The organism is Amycolatopsis tolypomycina (genome assembly GCF_900105945.1).
Lineage (GTDB): Bacteria > Actinomycetota > Actinomycetes > Mycobacteriales > Pseudonocardiaceae > Amycolatopsis > Amycolatopsis tolypomycina.
The window spans coordinates 293,713-307,891 of record NZ_FNSO01000003.1 but is presented as its reverse complement, the minus strand read 5'-3'; the positions used below and the strand labels follow the sequence as shown (position 1 = coordinate 307,891).

Sequence of the window (14,179 nt, the reverse complement as noted above, 5' to 3'; positions counted from 1 at the left end):
GTCTAGGTGCTTGGTACGACAGATTTTGCGTTACGGCGATCTGCGCGGCGTAACGAAAAGGTGCAGCTCAGGCCCGCGCCTTGAGATTGGTCAGCACCGTGTCGGCGACACGCGGAGCGGCGTCGAAGCAGTCCTTGCCCTCGGCCGCGGACTTGTCGCCGAGCGTCAACGCCGTCGAAAACGCCAGCTTGCCGGTCACACCGACGACGACGACGCAAGAACGCTTGTCGTCGACGTTCGCGTAGGCGACCGCCGGAAAGCCTTGGATCGGGTCCAGCGGCTCCCAGCGCGCGGCCTGGGGCTTCACGTTCTGGTAAGCCAGCCCGATTCCCTGATCGGATTTCGTCTGGTACGCGACGGTGATGCCGGCTCCAGAACCCGAAGCGCTGCTCCACTGGCACATCGGGCCGAGTTCGGTGTCACTGGCCTTGGCGGGGGTCGATTGCCCAAGAAACTGTGTGATCTGACTGCTGTCGAGGGCGCTCTCGCACGGGTTGCCGTCGAGTGCTGTCGCTGGGAGAGGGCTCGGCACTGTCGGTACGTCGCCGTTCGCCGAAGCGGTACTCGAAGGCGCGGTCGTGGTGCTCGCCGGGGCCTTCGGAGTGCCGTTGCACGCGGAGACCAGCAAGCCGCCGGCCATGATCGCGGCCATGGTCGTGATGGATCGCTTCGTCATTCGAAGTCCCCGCTCGTCTTCTTAGTGTCGTCTGCCGCTTGCTGGTCGGCCGCCTCGACCATCCCGAGTGCCTTCCGCAGACGCTTGATCAGCTCGGACAGGTATTTGTACTGGTAGTCGAGATGGCCTTGGTAGAACCGCCCGGCCTCGTTCACGCCGTTCGGACCGACGACGGCGTTGGTGCTGGCCGGCTCCCGAGCGGGCGGCGTCGCCTGCGACAGCACCTGCGCGGCGTCGCGTTGCTGCTGGATCGTGATCCGCAGGTCCACGGCCTTCTTGAGCATCGCCCGCATCTCGGCCGAGCTCATCGCGAACCCCTGCCCACCGGCAGGCGGCGCCCCCACACTGGGCGCGTCCGTCGCCCAGAAGCCGACCCCGCTGAAAAACGAGTCCGTCATCGCCCTCCCCCTAACCCGTTCAGGGTCGCGTACAGCACCTCGGCCAGCGCATCCCGGGTCCCCGGCTGGAAGCTGACCATCCGCTCGCGTCCCGGGTACACGTACGTCAGCACCCGCCCGGTCCCCGCCACGTCCACCGCGGTGATCGGGGCGCTGCGGATCCCCTGGTTGACGGCGTAGCACTGGTGCAACCCCGTCCGCCGGGCCGCCATCAGCCGGCGTGCCCAGGGCAGCGGGTCCTGACCGCGGTCGACCGTCGGGTCCTCGAGGTCGTAGGACTCCTCCACCGCCCGGCCCGAGAACCGCGCCTCCGGGATCGACACCGCCGAAATCCGCGCGGGCGGCACCGGCGGCAGCACGTCCACCAGCGACTCCGCCGGCCGCGACGGCTCCACGACGTCGATCCGGACCGTGTCGTCCTTCCGGATCAGCCGCAGCGCGTCCGGCCCGGCGGCGGACACGAGCACCGCGCCTGATTCGTCCGCTTCGATGTCGCCGAGCCACGCCGTGAACTGGTGCGTGCCCTTCCCCAGGACGCGCAGGACGTCCCGGAACTCCCGCGTCAACGTGCCGCCCGCCGCGAGGCGGAGCGATGTCAGGACGTCGAGGACGCTTTCCTCGAGCTGCTTGCGGGTCTCGTCGCCGAGCCAGAGGTTGTCGGCGCCGAGGACCGCGGGCGGCGGGCCGAGCCGCTCCCACTCCCACGCCGTGAGCAGGGCGGCCTTGGGCAGGAAGATCACAGCCCGATCACCGGGGGCACCGTCCGCTCGTCGGAGCTGCCGAAGATGCTCTCCGGATCCGCCTCGACCAGGTAAGACGCGCGCTGGTGCTCCGTGTCCTCCTCGCCCTGGCCGCCTTTCGCGCCGTGGCCCAGCCCGCCCATTCCCGGCGAGCCCGGCTTGCCCGCCGCGCCGCCGCGGGCCCCGCCCGCCGCGCCGGGACGTCCTTCGCCCGGGACGCCGGCGCCGGTCGCCGCGCCCGGACCGCGGGCACCCGTACCGGCACCCGAGCCGCCGCCGGCGCCGGACGACGAGCCCGGACCGAAGCCGCCGCCCGGGCCGAAACCAGGGCCGAAACCGGGCCCGAAGCCGGGACCGGACCCACCGCCCGGACCCGACCCGGGACCGAAGCCCGGTGGCTGGTAGCCCGGCGGGTACTGCGTCGACGGCGGCACGTAACCCTGCGCGCGAACGCTGTCGTCCACGCCGGACGACGGGTGCGACCCCGACGGCGTGACCTGTCCCGGCGGCGTGACCTGCCCCGGAGGAGGCGGCGGCACGACCGCGGGCGGCGGCTGCACCTGGGTGTCGGACCGGTCGTCATCGCCAGCGATCGGCGGCCGCTTCCGCGGGGGCGGCTCGATGGGCTTCTTCGGGTCCTTGACCGTGAATTCGCCGCCGGTGTACTCGCGGAGCTGGCCGTAGTCGATCGTCCGGGCCGCGGTGTTCGCGCTGGACTGCTGCGAATACGCGGTGTACCGCTCGACGTTCTCCTGCGCCTTCCGGTTGTACTGGTTGATCTTGTCTTCGGTGTCGGTGTCCCACGGCGTCGCGACGTCCCAGGCGCTGCGCGTGGGCGGCTGGTTGGTGACGTCCGGGTGCAGCGAGTTCTTCATCCGGTGGAACTGGTCGATCTGGGCCTGGGCCAGCACCGAGTTGCGGTCGAGAGTGGTGGACGCCGAGGTCGCCGACGCCGTCAACGGCCGGAGCCGCTCCCGCGCCGCGTCCGACGCGCCGCCCGTCCACGCGGATTCGAGACCGGACGTCAGCTCGCGCGTGCCCTGCTCCAGCTGACGCTGATAGGCGGACTGGCCGACGCCCGCCTGGTGCACCGTCTGCAGCGACTCGGTGCCGGGGCCGGTCATCACGGCCTGGACCAGTTGAGCGGGCGACAGTCCGGCGGCCTGCGGGTTCGCCGCCCCGGTGCCGGTCTGCGACCCGACGTACGCTCCCGCGATCGCGCCGGGCAGCCCACCCGCGAGCAGGCCGACGCCCGCGCCGGTCAAGACGTTGGCGAGCCGCTCACCACCCGACTGGACGGCGTGCGCGATCTCCGACCCGACGTGCTTGGCAGCGTCGAGCATGTCACCGAACAACCCCACCGAACCGCGCTCCCCTCGCGTTCGATCTCCCCTCCTGCGTCACGGACAATACCTCACCGGTTACTGGCTGTGCGACGAATCAGCCGGCTCGGGGACGCGCAGCTGCCACCGGACCAGTGGCCGCAGCAGCCACATCGCCGCCACGGTCATGCCCAGCGCCACGAAGAAGTGCACGGTCCACGCGCCGATCAGCGAGGGACCGCCCCACGACCCGGCCGCGTCGTCTGCGGTCCAGAAGAAGCCGAAGGTCGCGATCCGGCCGACGAGGTACCAGACCAGCAACGCGACCGGGAAAGCCGCGAAGGCGCCGGCGAGGGCCCGCCCGCCTCGCGGCTCGGCGCCCACCCATCGGCGAGCGAGCCGCCGTCGTACCGCCGGTCCCGCCAGGTAGGCCGGGAGGGCGAGGGCCGCGTAGATCGTCCGCTTCCAGTCCGAGGTGGTCATGAAGATCACGCTACGAGTCGCTGACCAGCGTGAACACCCGGATTGCCGCAGGAAGAGGTGGGGAAAACCGGAACTCTCCCGAAACTGTCGGACCCCTGTGCCACACTCGGTGCCCGTACGGTTACCGACGTGAACAGGGGAGGTTCGCGTGTCGAATCCTGAGCAGCTGATCGCGGGCTTCGAGGCCAGGATGGCGGAGTCGCAGCGCCAAGCCGATCGGATGGTCAGCGAGATCGAGGCCGTTTCGGTGGCCGAGCGCAGCAAAGACGGCCAGATCGGCGTGAAAGTCGACCACGCCGGCAACCTCATCGGCCTGGAGATCGGGCTGAGCGTGCGGGACAAGCCGGACCTCGCCGAGGAGATCCTCCGCACCGTCAGGTCCGCGCAGAGCAAGCTCGCCGGGGCGATGCGGGCCGGGGTGACCGATCCGGTCGGACCCGAGGTGATGAACCAGCTGGTCAACCGCCTCGAGCAGGCGTTCCCGGTTCCCGAGCCGGAAGGGTTCGCCCCACCGGCTCCGCCTCGCGACGAGGGCGCCCGGTTCGTGCCGGAAGAGGAGCGGCAGCCGCCACCGGAGCCGTCGCGCGCGCCGCGCCCGTCGACCGAAGACGGCCACGACGACGACTACTTCAGCGACGGCGACTACCTGCGCTGAGCGCGGGTGAGGGAGGGGAGAACATGGCCGGACCAGGCGGCCCCGGCTTCGCGGTCGACCCGCGGGAGCTGCAGATGCACCGCGAGCACATCGAGGCGATCACCGACCGGATCGACAGGTGCAAGGAAGCCGCCCGCGCGACCGAGCACCCCGAAGCGTTCGGCCTGCTCGGCATCCCGCTCGCGGCGATCTGCGCCGTTGCCCAGCAGGTGGCGGAAATCGCGATCGAATCGGCGTCGACGTCGTCGTACGACCATTCGACCCGCATCCAGCTCTGGCAGCAGCTGAAGGAAGCCGACGAGGCGGAGTTCAAGGATCTGTTCAAGGTGGAGGACTGAGCCGTGGCCGAAAATCCGTTGATCAAGACGGACGCGGCGGACGACCGCAGTGCCCTCGAAGGCGCCGGGCTGTTCCAGGACTTCTGGGACGCGGGTACCGCCGTCGCCGACGGCAACTGGACTGAAGGCCTCGTGAACGCCGGGTTCGGCGCCACGGGCATCGCCGGCCTCGTCGCGGATCCCATCGGGACCCTCGCCTCGGCGGCCGTGGGCTGGGCGATGGAGTTCTTCCCGTGGCTGCGCGAGCCGCTCGACTGGCTCACCGGTGACCAGACCGCTCTGGAGAACATGGTCGGCACCTGGGAAAACGTCGGCAAAGAGCTGGAGAAGATCAGCACCGACCTGCAGGACACCGTCAAGAAGGACAGCGAACGCTGGGAAGGTCCCTCGGCGGATGCCTATCGCGCGTTCGCCGAAGATCGCGCGGCGACGTACGCCGGCGTGGCGACTGGCGCCAACGCGATCTCGAAGCTGGTCGAGATCTGCAAGACGATCTTGAGTGTCGTGCGCTCGATCGTGCGGGACCTGATCTCCGAGTGCGTCGGCAAGCTGATCAGCATCGCCTGCAGGTACCCGGGTCCGGCGTTGCCGGCGGGCATGGCCACCGAAGGCACCGCGGAGGCGGTGAAGACCGGCAGCAAGTGCATGGAGTGGATCAAGAAGCTGGTCAGGGTCTTCAAGAAGGCGCAGGACCTCTTCCACCGCATCAGCGAAATCTTCGGCCGGGTGCGGGACGCGCTGCGGAGGGGCGCCGAAAGGCTGCCCGGCCCGCTGCGGCGCGTCGGCGGCCTGCTCGAGACGAAGGATGCGAAGTCCTTTGCCGACAAGGTGCGGGAAGCCCGGCCCGATCGGCGGACTTGGCGCCAGGTCGTTTCTTCGGAGCACTCCATCGGCGAGAACCTCCGAAACGCCGGGAGGGAGTTCGCGGCCGACGCCCGGCGGGAGTTCGGCGAGAAGTTCGGCGAGGAGTTCGGCGGGGAACTGAAGAGCGCGGCCAAGAAGGAGACGGTCAAAGAGGTGCTGAAGCACCTGGCCGAGGGGCTGGACGACGACGAAGAAGAGCCGACGGAGAAGGAGACCGCGGCTGGGGCACCTCTCTTCGGCAACCAGGGTGCTCAGCGCATCTCGGGTTCGATCGAATGACCACGTCGGAGAGCAACGGCCTGGTCGTCTCGCGGACGGCCGGCCGGCACTGGATCCTGGCCGCGGTACTCCTCGCCATCGGTGCCGGGCTCGTCTGGATGGGCTTGTCAGCGTCCCAGCAAAGCCCGCGAATCGCCGGCTGTGTCTTCGGCGGGGTTTTCGGGCTGCTGGCTCTGATCTTGGGCCTTCGCTCCTTGCCTGAACCCGTGGCCGACGAACTGGTCCTCGACGCTTCGGGAATCTCGCGCGTCGTCGGCGGAGTGGTCTGGGCGGCGCGCTGGGGCGAACTGCGAGCTGTCGCTGTTCTGGCCGAGCCCGGCCGCCAACACTCCTTCCGGGTCGTTCTCGAGCCGGCCGACGCCCGGTTCGCGGAGCGCCACCAGGGGCTGACCCCGGTGGCCGCAGGCCAGTTCCTGGTACCGGGGATCACGCTTTCGGCCGCCGAAGCGGGACGCCTGCGCGAGGTCGCCGGAAGGTACGGCAAGGTCACCGAACGGCCGGTCACCCCGGTGCCTGAACCATCGCGGCCGCCGGCGGTGGCCCGGTTGGCCCCCGGCCCGGTACCCGAGCCGGCCCGCGTGAGCATCCACGTCAACGGGTGGGACCGCCGGAAGCTTTGGCTCTTCGACTTCGCCATGGTCCTGCTCGGTGCCGGGGTCTACGTGGCCGCCGAATTCGGCCCGTCGGGCGTCCTGCACACCGTCTGCCGGATTCTGGGGAGCGCGGTCATCGTGCTCGCCGGGGTCGTGCACGCCTTCGAGTTCAACAGCCACAAGCGCACGCTTCGCGCCGACCTGCGCCTTTCGAACGTGGATCTCCAGTGGAAGACGTACTACCGCACGCTCGAGCTGAGCTGGCGCGAGATCGCCGAACTGCGGCTGCTCGCGAGCGGTCACCTGGAATTCCGCCCGGCCGACCCCGATTTTCCGCTGCACTACGGCGATGCCGAGAAGCTTGCTCTCGGCGATGGCTGGTATCGCTTGCCGCGGGCGCTGAGCCCCGCGGCGGCGCGGAAATTCGGCAGGTGCGCGCCCACGCTGTTGCCTCGCGAAGTCGTGCTGACCGTCGGGCGGGGCGGGGCGCCGCCGACGCCGATCACTCGGGGGGCTACGTGATCGGCGCCGGCGACCCGATGCCCTGCCCGGCTCGCGCCGGTGGGGGCAACATCATCACGTCTCCGCGATGACGCACCAGGAGAGCGGGACCGGGGCCACGAAGTGACGGCCGGGGGACGGACATCCCCCGATCGAGTGACGGGCATCCGCTGCTCGCATGATTGTCGCACTCAGCCCCGGATAAGTTACAAAAACCTTCACTTATCTCCCACCCGCCCGTGCTGACCTGGCCCTGACCGCCGCCGTGGCACAGTGCGGGCATGAACTCTGACGTGCTCGTTGTGGGATCCGCCAACGCCGACCTCGTCGTCGCGGTGGATCGCCGGCCGGCCGGTGGGGAGACGGTGCTGGGCGGCGACACCGTGCTCTCGCCGGGCGGCAAGGGAGCCAACACGGCTGTCGCGGCGGGCCGGCTCGGTGCCGACGTCGCCCTGCTCGGCGCCGTCGGCGACGATCCCTACGGCAGGCTGCTGCTCGATTCGCTGCGCGCCGCGGGTGTCGACACCGGGCTCGTGCGCACCAGCGACCGGCCGACCGGCATCGCCTACATCACCGTCACCCCGGACGGCGAGAACTCGATCCTCGTCTCCCCCGGCGCCAACTCCAGCCTGGAGCCCGCCGACGTCGACGCCGTCTTCGACGGGGTGGAGGTCATGGTCGTCTCGCTGGAGGTGCCGCTGCCGACCGTCGAGCACGCCGTCGCGCGGGCCGCCGAAAAGGGCGTGCAGGTGCTGCTGAACCTCTCGCCCGCGGCGAAGCTCTCCCCGGAGACGCTGGCCAAGCTCGACGTCCTGCTGGTCAACGAGCACGAGGCCGCCTGGCTCACCGGTCCCGGCGCCGACTTCCGGAAGCTGCTCGACCTCGGGCCGCGAACGGCCGTCGTCACGCTCGGTGCGGCCGGCGCCGTCGTCGTCGAAGCCGGCTCGGTGACGCGGGTGGAGTCACCGAAGGTCGAGGCCGTGGACACGACCGGGGCCGGGGACGCCTTCGCGGGCGCGCTCGCCGCGTCGCTCGCCGACGGTGCCGACCTGGTCTCCGCGGCGAAGCGGGCGGTGCGCGTCGCCGCCTTGAGCGTCACGCGGCACGGGGCGCAGCCGTCCTACCCCACCGCGGCCGACCTGGGGGAATGATCATCCGGCCGTCCGTGTTGGACGTCACATGGGCGACTCGTTCGGCTCGGCCTGGTGGCGCGGTTATGCCGCCCAGCTGCGGGCGATCGCGGACGCGCGCCGCCCCGACCGGCTCGCGATCATGCCGCTCGACGAGACCCTCGAGGCGCTCGGCAAGCAGACCGAACTCGACGAAGGCGTCTACGACGTGCCGCTGGCGGGAATCGTCGGCACGGTCGCCCGCGCCGGGGACTTCGACCGCGAGTTCCGGCCGCGCAACCGGGCGTTGCGCGACCGCTGGGAGCACCTGACGCGGACGTCGGCCGACCTGCCGCCGGTGCGGCTCGTGCGGCTCTCCGAAATGTTCTTCGTCGAGGACGGCCACCACCGCGTCGGCATCGCGCGCGCCCGCGGCGCCCGGACGATCCGCGCCCGGGTCCGCTGGATCAGCACGGTCGCCTGCGCGCTGCGCTGCCTGACGCTCGCCGACCTGCCGTCGAAGACCGCCGAGCGGATGTTCCTGGAGCGCGTGCCGATGCCGGACGACGTCCGCCTCGGGCTGTGGCTCGACGACCCGGCCGACTGGTTCCGGCTCGCCGACTCGGCCGAGGCCTGGGGTTTCCGCCGTATGCTGGCCGGACGGCCGGTGCACAGCCGTGACGAGCTGGCCGAAGCCTGGTGGCACGAGGAGGTCCGGCCGGTGCTCGAGCAGGTAAGGCAACGCGGTTTGTGCCCGCCACCACGAGATATCGCGGCCTATCTGAGCTATGGTCTAGACCATGCCTGAGTTTGATGCCGCCGCCGTGGCGTCCCTGTCCGGGGTCGCCGTCAGCCCCGGCCGCGCGAGTGGTCCCGTCGTCCGCGTCGCCGAGCCGCTGGGCGAGCCCGCCGCCACCCCGGCCCCGGCCGATCCGGCCGCCGAAGCCGCCCGGATCGCCCCGGCGGCCGCGATCGTCGCCGGCCGGCTGGAGAAACAGGCCGAGACCGCGACCGGCGAAGCGGCGACGATCCTGATCACGACCGCCGCGATGGCCGCCGACCCGGCGCTGGCGGCCCAGGCGGAAACGCTGGTCAAGGCGCAGGGGCTGCCCGCCGCGCGCGCCGTCTACCAGGCCGCCGAAGGCTTCGCCGAAGCGCTGGCCGCGGCCGGCGGGTACATGGCGGAGCGCGTCCGCGACGTCCGTGACGTGCGCGACCGGCTGATCGCCGAGCTGCTCGGCATCGCCCCGCCGGGGGTGCCCGAGCTGGCGTCGCCGAGCGTGCTGGTCGCCCGCGACCTCGCCCCGGCCGACACCGCCGGCCTCGACCCGGCGCAGGTCCTCGCCCTGGTCACCGAGGAGGGCGGACCCACGAGTCACACCGCGATCCTGGCGCGGGCGCTCGGCATCCCGGCCGTCGTCGCGGTCCGCGGGCTGCTGGCCCTGGACGCGCAAGCGCTTGCGGTGGACGGCGACACGGGCACGGTCGAGATCGCGGACCCGTCGGCACCGGTCGTCACGGCCACGGTGGCCCAGCGCGCCGAGTGGAACGGAACGGGCGCCACGGCCGACGGCCACCGCGTGAAGGTCTACGGCAACGTCGGCTCCCCGGCCGACGCCCTGGCCGCGGCCGACGCGGGCGCCGAGGGAGTCGGCCTGTTCCGCACCGAGTTCTGTTATCTGGACGCCGCGGACGAGCCATCGGTGGCCGACCAGCGCGCGGCGTACACGGCGGTGCTGGCCCCGTTCCGCGGCAAGCCGGTGATCGTCCGGACGCTCGACGCGGGCGCCGACAAGCCCCTGGCGTTCCTGTCCCCGGAGGCCGAGCCGAACCCGGCGCTGGGCGTGCGCGGGTTGCGCGTGGCGTTCGACCGCCCGGAGGTGCTGGACCGCCAGCTCGAGGCCATCGCGGGCGCGGCGGAGGATTCGGGCGCCGAGGTTTCGGTGATGGCCCCGATGGTCGCCACGGTCGAGGAGGCGGCGTGGTTCGCATCGCGAGTCCGGGCGGCAGGAATCGCCCGGGCGGGCGTGATGATCGAGATCCCGGCGGCGGCACTGAGCGCCCGAGAGATCCTCGAAGCGGTCGACTTCGTCTCGGTCGGCACGAACGACCTGGCCCAGTACACGTTCGCGGCGGACCGCCAGCTGGGCGCGGTGGCCAAGCTCAACGACCCCTGGCAGCCGGGCCTGCTGCGCCTCCTGAAGCTGATCGGCGAAGCGGCAAAGGCAACAGGAAAGCCGGCCGGGGTATGCGGCGAAGCGGCGGCGGACCCGCGCTTGGCCCTGGTCCTGGCGGGGTTGGGATTGACGAGCCTGTCGATGAACGCCCCGGCGATCCGCGCGGTCGGAGCCACCTTGGCGACGGCGACGCTCGCAGAGTGCGAAGCCCTGGCGGAGGCCACGCTGGCCACATCGGACCCAGCCGCGGCTCGAGCGGCAGCCCGCGGCTGATCCGGGCTGATCGGGCTGGCCGCGGTTGGCGATTGAGGGCGGCGGCGGCCCGGCGGCGGTTGGCGGTTGAGGGCGGCGGCGGCCCGGGCGGCAGTTGGCGTTGAGCTGCTCGGCGGCTCGTGGTTGAGCTGCGTGGCGGCCTCGGCGGCGGTTCGCGGCTGGTCTGTGGGTGGCCCGGCGCAGTGGTTCGCGGCTGGTCTGTGCGGCTGCCCGCGCAGTGGTTCCCGGTTGAGCTGTGCGGCGCCCCGCGGGCTCAAAACCGCACGCCGCCGCGGGGGCGCCCCCCCACTTTCAGTCTATCGGTCATCACCGACAGTGCCGAACTGTGCGAACCTTGATCAGCGTGGTTGTCCACATTGATCGAGGGGTGTGGGCAACCCGCCCCGAACCTCCGCGCGTTCCGCTCGGAAATAGCTCCGGCGTGGTTGTCGATCCCGCGTCCGGCCGCTCGACGAAGAGGTGAAAGCGAGCACCTCGAGTCGAGAGGACCCACCATGACCGCCACCATCTCCGGCCCGGCCGAAGCCGCTCCGGCCGAAGCCACGGCCGAGGCCCCAGCCGGCGCCGCCCCGGCCGGCGCCGCCCCGGTCAGCGCCGTCAGGGCCGGGCGTCGGGCCTGGGTCGGGCTGGCCGTGCTCGCCCTGCCCGCCCTGCTCGTCTCGCTGGACGTCTTCGTCCTCGTGCTCGCCCTGCCCAACCTCGCCGTCAGCCTGCACGCCGATGGCACCGAACAGCTCTGGATCATGGACACCTACGGCTTCATGGTCGCCGGGTTCATGGTCACCATGGGAACCCTCGGGGACCGGATCGGACGCCGGAAACTTCTTCTCATCGGGGCCGCCGCCTTCGGGGTTGCCTCCGTTGTCGCCGCCTTCTCCACCAGTGCCGGGATGCTCATCGCCGCGCGGGCTGTGCTCGGAATTGCCGGGGCGACGCTTGCCCCCTCGACGCTCTCGCTCATCGGCACCATGTTCCAGAACCCGCGGCAGCGGGCCGAAGCCATCGGGATCTGGGCCGGCTGCTTCACCGTCGGTGCCATCGTCGGGCCGATGGTCGGCGGGTTCATGCTCGAACACTTCTGGTGGGGCTCGGTCTTCCTGCTCGGCGTCCCGGCCATGGTCCTCCTGCTGGTCATCGGCCCGAAGCTGCTGCCGGAATACCGGGACGAGACCGCCGGCCGGCTCGACCTGCCCAGTGTTGCCCTCTCGCTCGGGGCCATCCTGCCCGTCGTCTACGGCGTCAAGGAGCTCGCGCGCGAGGGCGTCGGGACCGGGCCGGTCCTCGCCCTCGGCTTCGGCCTGGCCGTCGGGTACGTCTTCGTGAAGCGGCAGCGCACGCTCGCCGACCCGCTCGTCGACTTCAGCCTCTTCGCCGCCAAGGCCTTCCGGACGACGCTCGGCGGGATGCTGCTGTTCAGCATGCTCGGCGGCACGACCATGCTGTTCGTCGCGCAGTTCTTCCAGCTCGCGCAGCACCTGTCGCCCGTCGGGGCCGCGCTCGGGCTGCTGCCCGGGATGGCCGCCTCGACCGTCAGCTTCCTCGCCGCTCCCGTCCTCGCCCGGCACGTCCGGACCAGCCGGCTGATCGCCGGCGGGGTGGCCCTCGCCGCGTCCGGGATGGCGATCCTCGCCCTCGTCGATCCCGCGGGCGGGCCGCTGTGGCCGTCGCTCGGGTTCGCCGTGACGTCGCTGGGTGTCGGGCCGATGGTCGCGCTGGGTACCGACCTCGTCGTCGGCTCGGTTCCGGTGCGCAAGGCGGGCGCTGCCGCTTCGCTGGCCCAGACGGTCAACGAGTTCGGCTACGCCTTCGGCCTCGCCACCGTCGGCACGCTGGGCAACGCCGTCGCCGGCTCGCACGGCCTGCCCGCCGGGCTGCACGTCGTCGCCGGGCTCGCCGCCGTCGCCTTCGCCGTCCTCGTGCACTTCGTCGCCCGGAACCTGCGGGCCGCCTGAACACGGCGAAGGCCTCCCCACCCGATGCCTGGGTGGGGAGGCCTCCTTGACGCCGGGGGCAGAGGGGCCCCGGCTAGCCGAACAGCCCGCGCCGCGGGTGCCGGACGACCAGCGAGCCGCCGTGCACGCGGCCGGTGAGCACGTACCGCGGATTGCCCATCCGGCCGTTGCTGCGCGTCTTGTCCTCCATCGAGCCGAACTTGACGTCGCTGATCGCGTTGAGGTCCACCGAAGCGTGCTCCGGGATGATGATCTCGACCGAACCCCACTTGGCGTCCAGCTCGATGTGCACCACCGGCGACTGCACCTGGGCCTCGGTGAAGTCCAGCTTCGTCGAGCCGTACTTGTTGCGCACCACCAGCTCGGCCGGCACCACCCACGGCCCGCCGCGGACCAGCGACGAGTACTTCGCGTTCAGCTCGAACCGCTGGCCGGTCGAGTAGCCGGGGTAGCCCGCCGGCGCCGCGTACGCCGGCGCGGCGGCGAGGGCCGCGGCCGGGTGGTAGAGGCCGGCGAGGTCGGCCAGCACGGCGTTCAGCTCGCCGCGCGTCCGCGACGCCAGCGCGCGGTCGGTGCGCTCGGTGAACTCGTCGAGGTCGATCATCCCGCGGCCGATCGCCTTCTGCAGCACTCCGACGACGTGCTCGCGCTCGTCGTCCGACACCCGGAGATCGCGCTCGCTCAACGGCTTGGTTTCGGTCACCGGTGTCTCTTCCTCGCCCATGCCATCGATGGTAGAACCGGTTTTCACCAGGGAGATCGGGGGAAAACCCTGAACGGACCCGTAGTTCGCGCAGCCGTTGCCGTCGTGGCCGCTGTCCTGCTGTCCGCGTGCACCAACAAACTCCCGGCGCCGCCTCCGCCGCCGGCGCCACCGGCGGAGCTCTCCGGCATCCAGGCGACCGGCGGCATCAGCGTCACCGCGCTGCTGCCGACCGTCGCACCCACCCTCTTCGACGCCGACCGCGGCCCGGTGGCCACCCCGCCCGGCTACCCCGGTGGGGACGTGCGGCTGGACGTCCTGCGGGTCGGGAAGCACGTCGTCCTGACGGTCCGCCCGCCGTACCCCAAGGACGACGAGCCCTTCGAAATCCTCGAGTACACCGGACCCGCGAGCCCGCCGCGCTCCCTCGGTCGCGCCTGGTCGGCGGGGCCGGACGCCGGCGGCGAAGGCGTCTGGCTGATCCGGCAGGACGCGCCGGACGACTGCCGCCTCCAGCACGTCTCGCTCGCGAACGGCGAGACCGGCCGCGGCCAGCCCGCCAGCTGCCGCACCCGGGTGCGGACCGAGACCCCGCACGGCCTGCTGATCACCATCAACGCCGGCGCCGCCGAATCGACCGACGCCCTGATCGAACCGGCGACCGGCCGCACGGTCCGGCAGGCGCCGCGCATCCTCGGCGCCGCCGGTGACTGGCTGCTGCTCGACGGCCTGACCGACCTGACCCTGGTCGACCTGCGCGACAACAGCAGCGAGAAGCTCAGCCGGCCCTCGATCGGCCCGGCGCCCACCGTGGTGCCCTCGCGGGAAGGAGCCATCTGGGCCGTCGACTTCGCGAACCCCGCCTACCGCGGCACCAGCACGCAGACGCGGGACATCTGGCTGCTCCGCCCGGACGGCCCGACCTGGGACCACGCCCCCGGCATGCCGTTCGTCACCGAGCACCTCGGACGCGGCCTCGGCTGGTCGCCCGCCGGTGACCTCGTGCTCGCCGACCGCGTGCTGGCCGCCTGGCACCCCGGCGAACCGCAGTGGCGGCTGAGCCAGGCCCCGCTGCCGGCGGGCACCTGGTCGGGCTTCACCGTCCTGTCCTGACGC

Annotated in this window: 15 protein-coding genes; 9 read left to right on the top strand and 6 right to left on the bottom strand. The window is 71.8% G+C overall.

Translation table 11 applies throughout. The features are described 5' to 3' along the window. Positions 1–67: 67 nt before the first annotated feature. The 5 genes from BLW76_RS07025 to BLW76_RS07005 are packed head-to-tail and all read right to left on the bottom strand — an operon-like array spanning position 68 to position 3,619. On the bottom strand, positions 68–676 hold the full coding sequence (locus tag BLW76_RS07025) for a DUF3558 domain-containing protein (RefSeq protein ID WP_244170073.1): 609 nt from the start codon (positions 674–676) through the stop codon (positions 68–70). After that, positions 673–1,074 carry a hypothetical protein gene (locus BLW76_RS07020; RefSeq protein WP_091305031.1) on the bottom strand — a complete coding sequence of 134 codons (402 nt, stop codon included), beginning with the start codon at positions 1,072–1,074 and terminating at the stop codon, positions 673–675. The genes BLW76_RS07025 and BLW76_RS07020 overlap by 4 nt, the downstream gene beginning before the upstream one ends. Continuing rightward, positions 1,071–1,814 (bottom strand): ESX secretion-associated protein EspG, encoded by a 744-nt coding sequence (locus tag BLW76_RS07015; RefSeq protein ID WP_091305030.1) that lies wholly within the window; start codon positions 1,812–1,814, stop codon positions 1,071–1,073. Before BLW76_RS07015 ends, BLW76_RS07020 begins: the two co-directional genes overlap by 4 nt. Then, complete coding sequence (locus BLW76_RS07010; RefSeq protein ID WP_091305029.1) at positions 1,811–3,175, bottom strand: hypothetical protein; 1,365 nt, start codon at positions 3,173–3,175, stop codon at positions 1,811–1,813. The genes BLW76_RS07015 and BLW76_RS07010 overlap by 4 nt, the downstream gene beginning before the upstream one ends. A 60-nt stretch (positions 3,176–3,235) precedes the next feature. Continuing rightward, positions 3,236–3,619 (bottom strand): hypothetical protein, encoded by a 384-nt coding sequence (locus BLW76_RS07005; RefSeq protein WP_244170072.1) that lies wholly within the window; start codon positions 3,617–3,619, stop codon positions 3,236–3,238. A gap of 148 nt (positions 3,620–3,767) precedes the next feature. Between BLW76_RS07005 and BLW76_RS07000 the strand changes: the two genes are divergently transcribed. The 8 genes from BLW76_RS07000 to BLW76_RS06965 all read left to right on the top strand — a co-directional run bounded on the left by BLW76_RS07000 (position 3,768) and on the right by BLW76_RS06965 (position 12,360). Further along, the gene (locus tag BLW76_RS07000) at positions 3,768–4,274 is read left to right on the top strand and encodes a YbaB/EbfC family nucleoid-associated protein (RefSeq protein WP_091305027.1); all 507 of its coding nucleotides are present in this window, start codon (positions 3,768–3,770) and stop codon (positions 4,272–4,274) included. Positions 4,275–4,297: 23 nt separating this feature from the next. Then, a complete protein-coding gene (locus BLW76_RS06995) occupies positions 4,298–4,612 on the top strand; it encodes a hypothetical protein (protein WP_091305026.1) in 315 nt (104 codons plus the stop codon). 3 nt (positions 4,613–4,615) lie between these two features. After that, positions 4,616–5,755, top strand: a complete 1,140-nt coding sequence (locus tag BLW76_RS06990; RefSeq protein WP_091305025.1) for a WXG100 family type VII secretion target — start codon at positions 4,616–4,618, stop codon at positions 5,753–5,755. Further along, positions 5,752–6,870 carry a hypothetical protein gene (locus tag BLW76_RS06985; protein WP_091305024.1) on the top strand — a complete coding sequence of 373 codons (1,119 nt, stop codon included), beginning with the start codon at positions 5,752–5,754 and terminating at the stop codon, positions 6,868–6,870. Before BLW76_RS06990 ends, BLW76_RS06985 begins: the two co-directional genes overlap by 4 nt. A 260-nt stretch (positions 6,871–7,130) precedes the next feature. After that, entirely contained in the window at positions 7,131–8,000 is an 870-nt protein-coding gene (locus BLW76_RS06980; RefSeq protein WP_091305023.1) for a ribokinase, read from the top strand. A 28-nt stretch (positions 8,001–8,028) separates the two neighbouring features. Further along, positions 8,029–8,766 (top strand): hypothetical protein, encoded by a 738-nt coding sequence (locus BLW76_RS06975; protein ID WP_091305022.1) that lies wholly within the window; start codon positions 8,029–8,031, stop codon positions 8,764–8,766. After that, entirely contained in the window at positions 8,759–10,408 is a 1,650-nt protein-coding gene (gene ptsP, locus BLW76_RS06970; RefSeq protein ID WP_091305021.1) for a phosphoenolpyruvate--protein phosphotransferase, read from the top strand. The genes BLW76_RS06975 and ptsP overlap by 8 nt, the downstream gene beginning before the upstream one ends. 494 nt (positions 10,409–10,902) lie before the next feature. Next, positions 10,903–12,360, top strand: a complete 1,458-nt coding sequence (locus BLW76_RS06965; protein WP_091305020.1) for an MFS transporter — start codon at positions 10,903–10,905, stop codon at positions 12,358–12,360. A gap of 73 nt (positions 12,361–12,433) precedes the next feature. Here BLW76_RS06965 and BLW76_RS06960 read toward each other — a convergent pair whose 3' ends face one another. Next, positions 12,434–13,084 carry a DUF1707 SHOCT-like domain-containing protein gene (locus BLW76_RS06960; protein ID WP_091305019.1) on the bottom strand — a complete coding sequence of 217 codons (651 nt, stop codon included), beginning with the start codon at positions 13,082–13,084 and terminating at the stop codon, positions 12,434–12,436. Positions 13,085–13,168: 84 nt separating this feature from the next. Here BLW76_RS06960 and BLW76_RS06955 point away from each other — a divergent pair, with 84 nt between their 5' ends. Then, the gene (locus BLW76_RS06955; RefSeq protein ID WP_091305018.1) at positions 13,169–14,176 is read left to right on the top strand and encodes a hypothetical protein; all 1,008 of its coding nucleotides are present in this window, start codon (positions 13,169–13,171) and stop codon (positions 14,174–14,176) included. Positions 14,177–14,179: the final 3 nt, after the last annotated feature.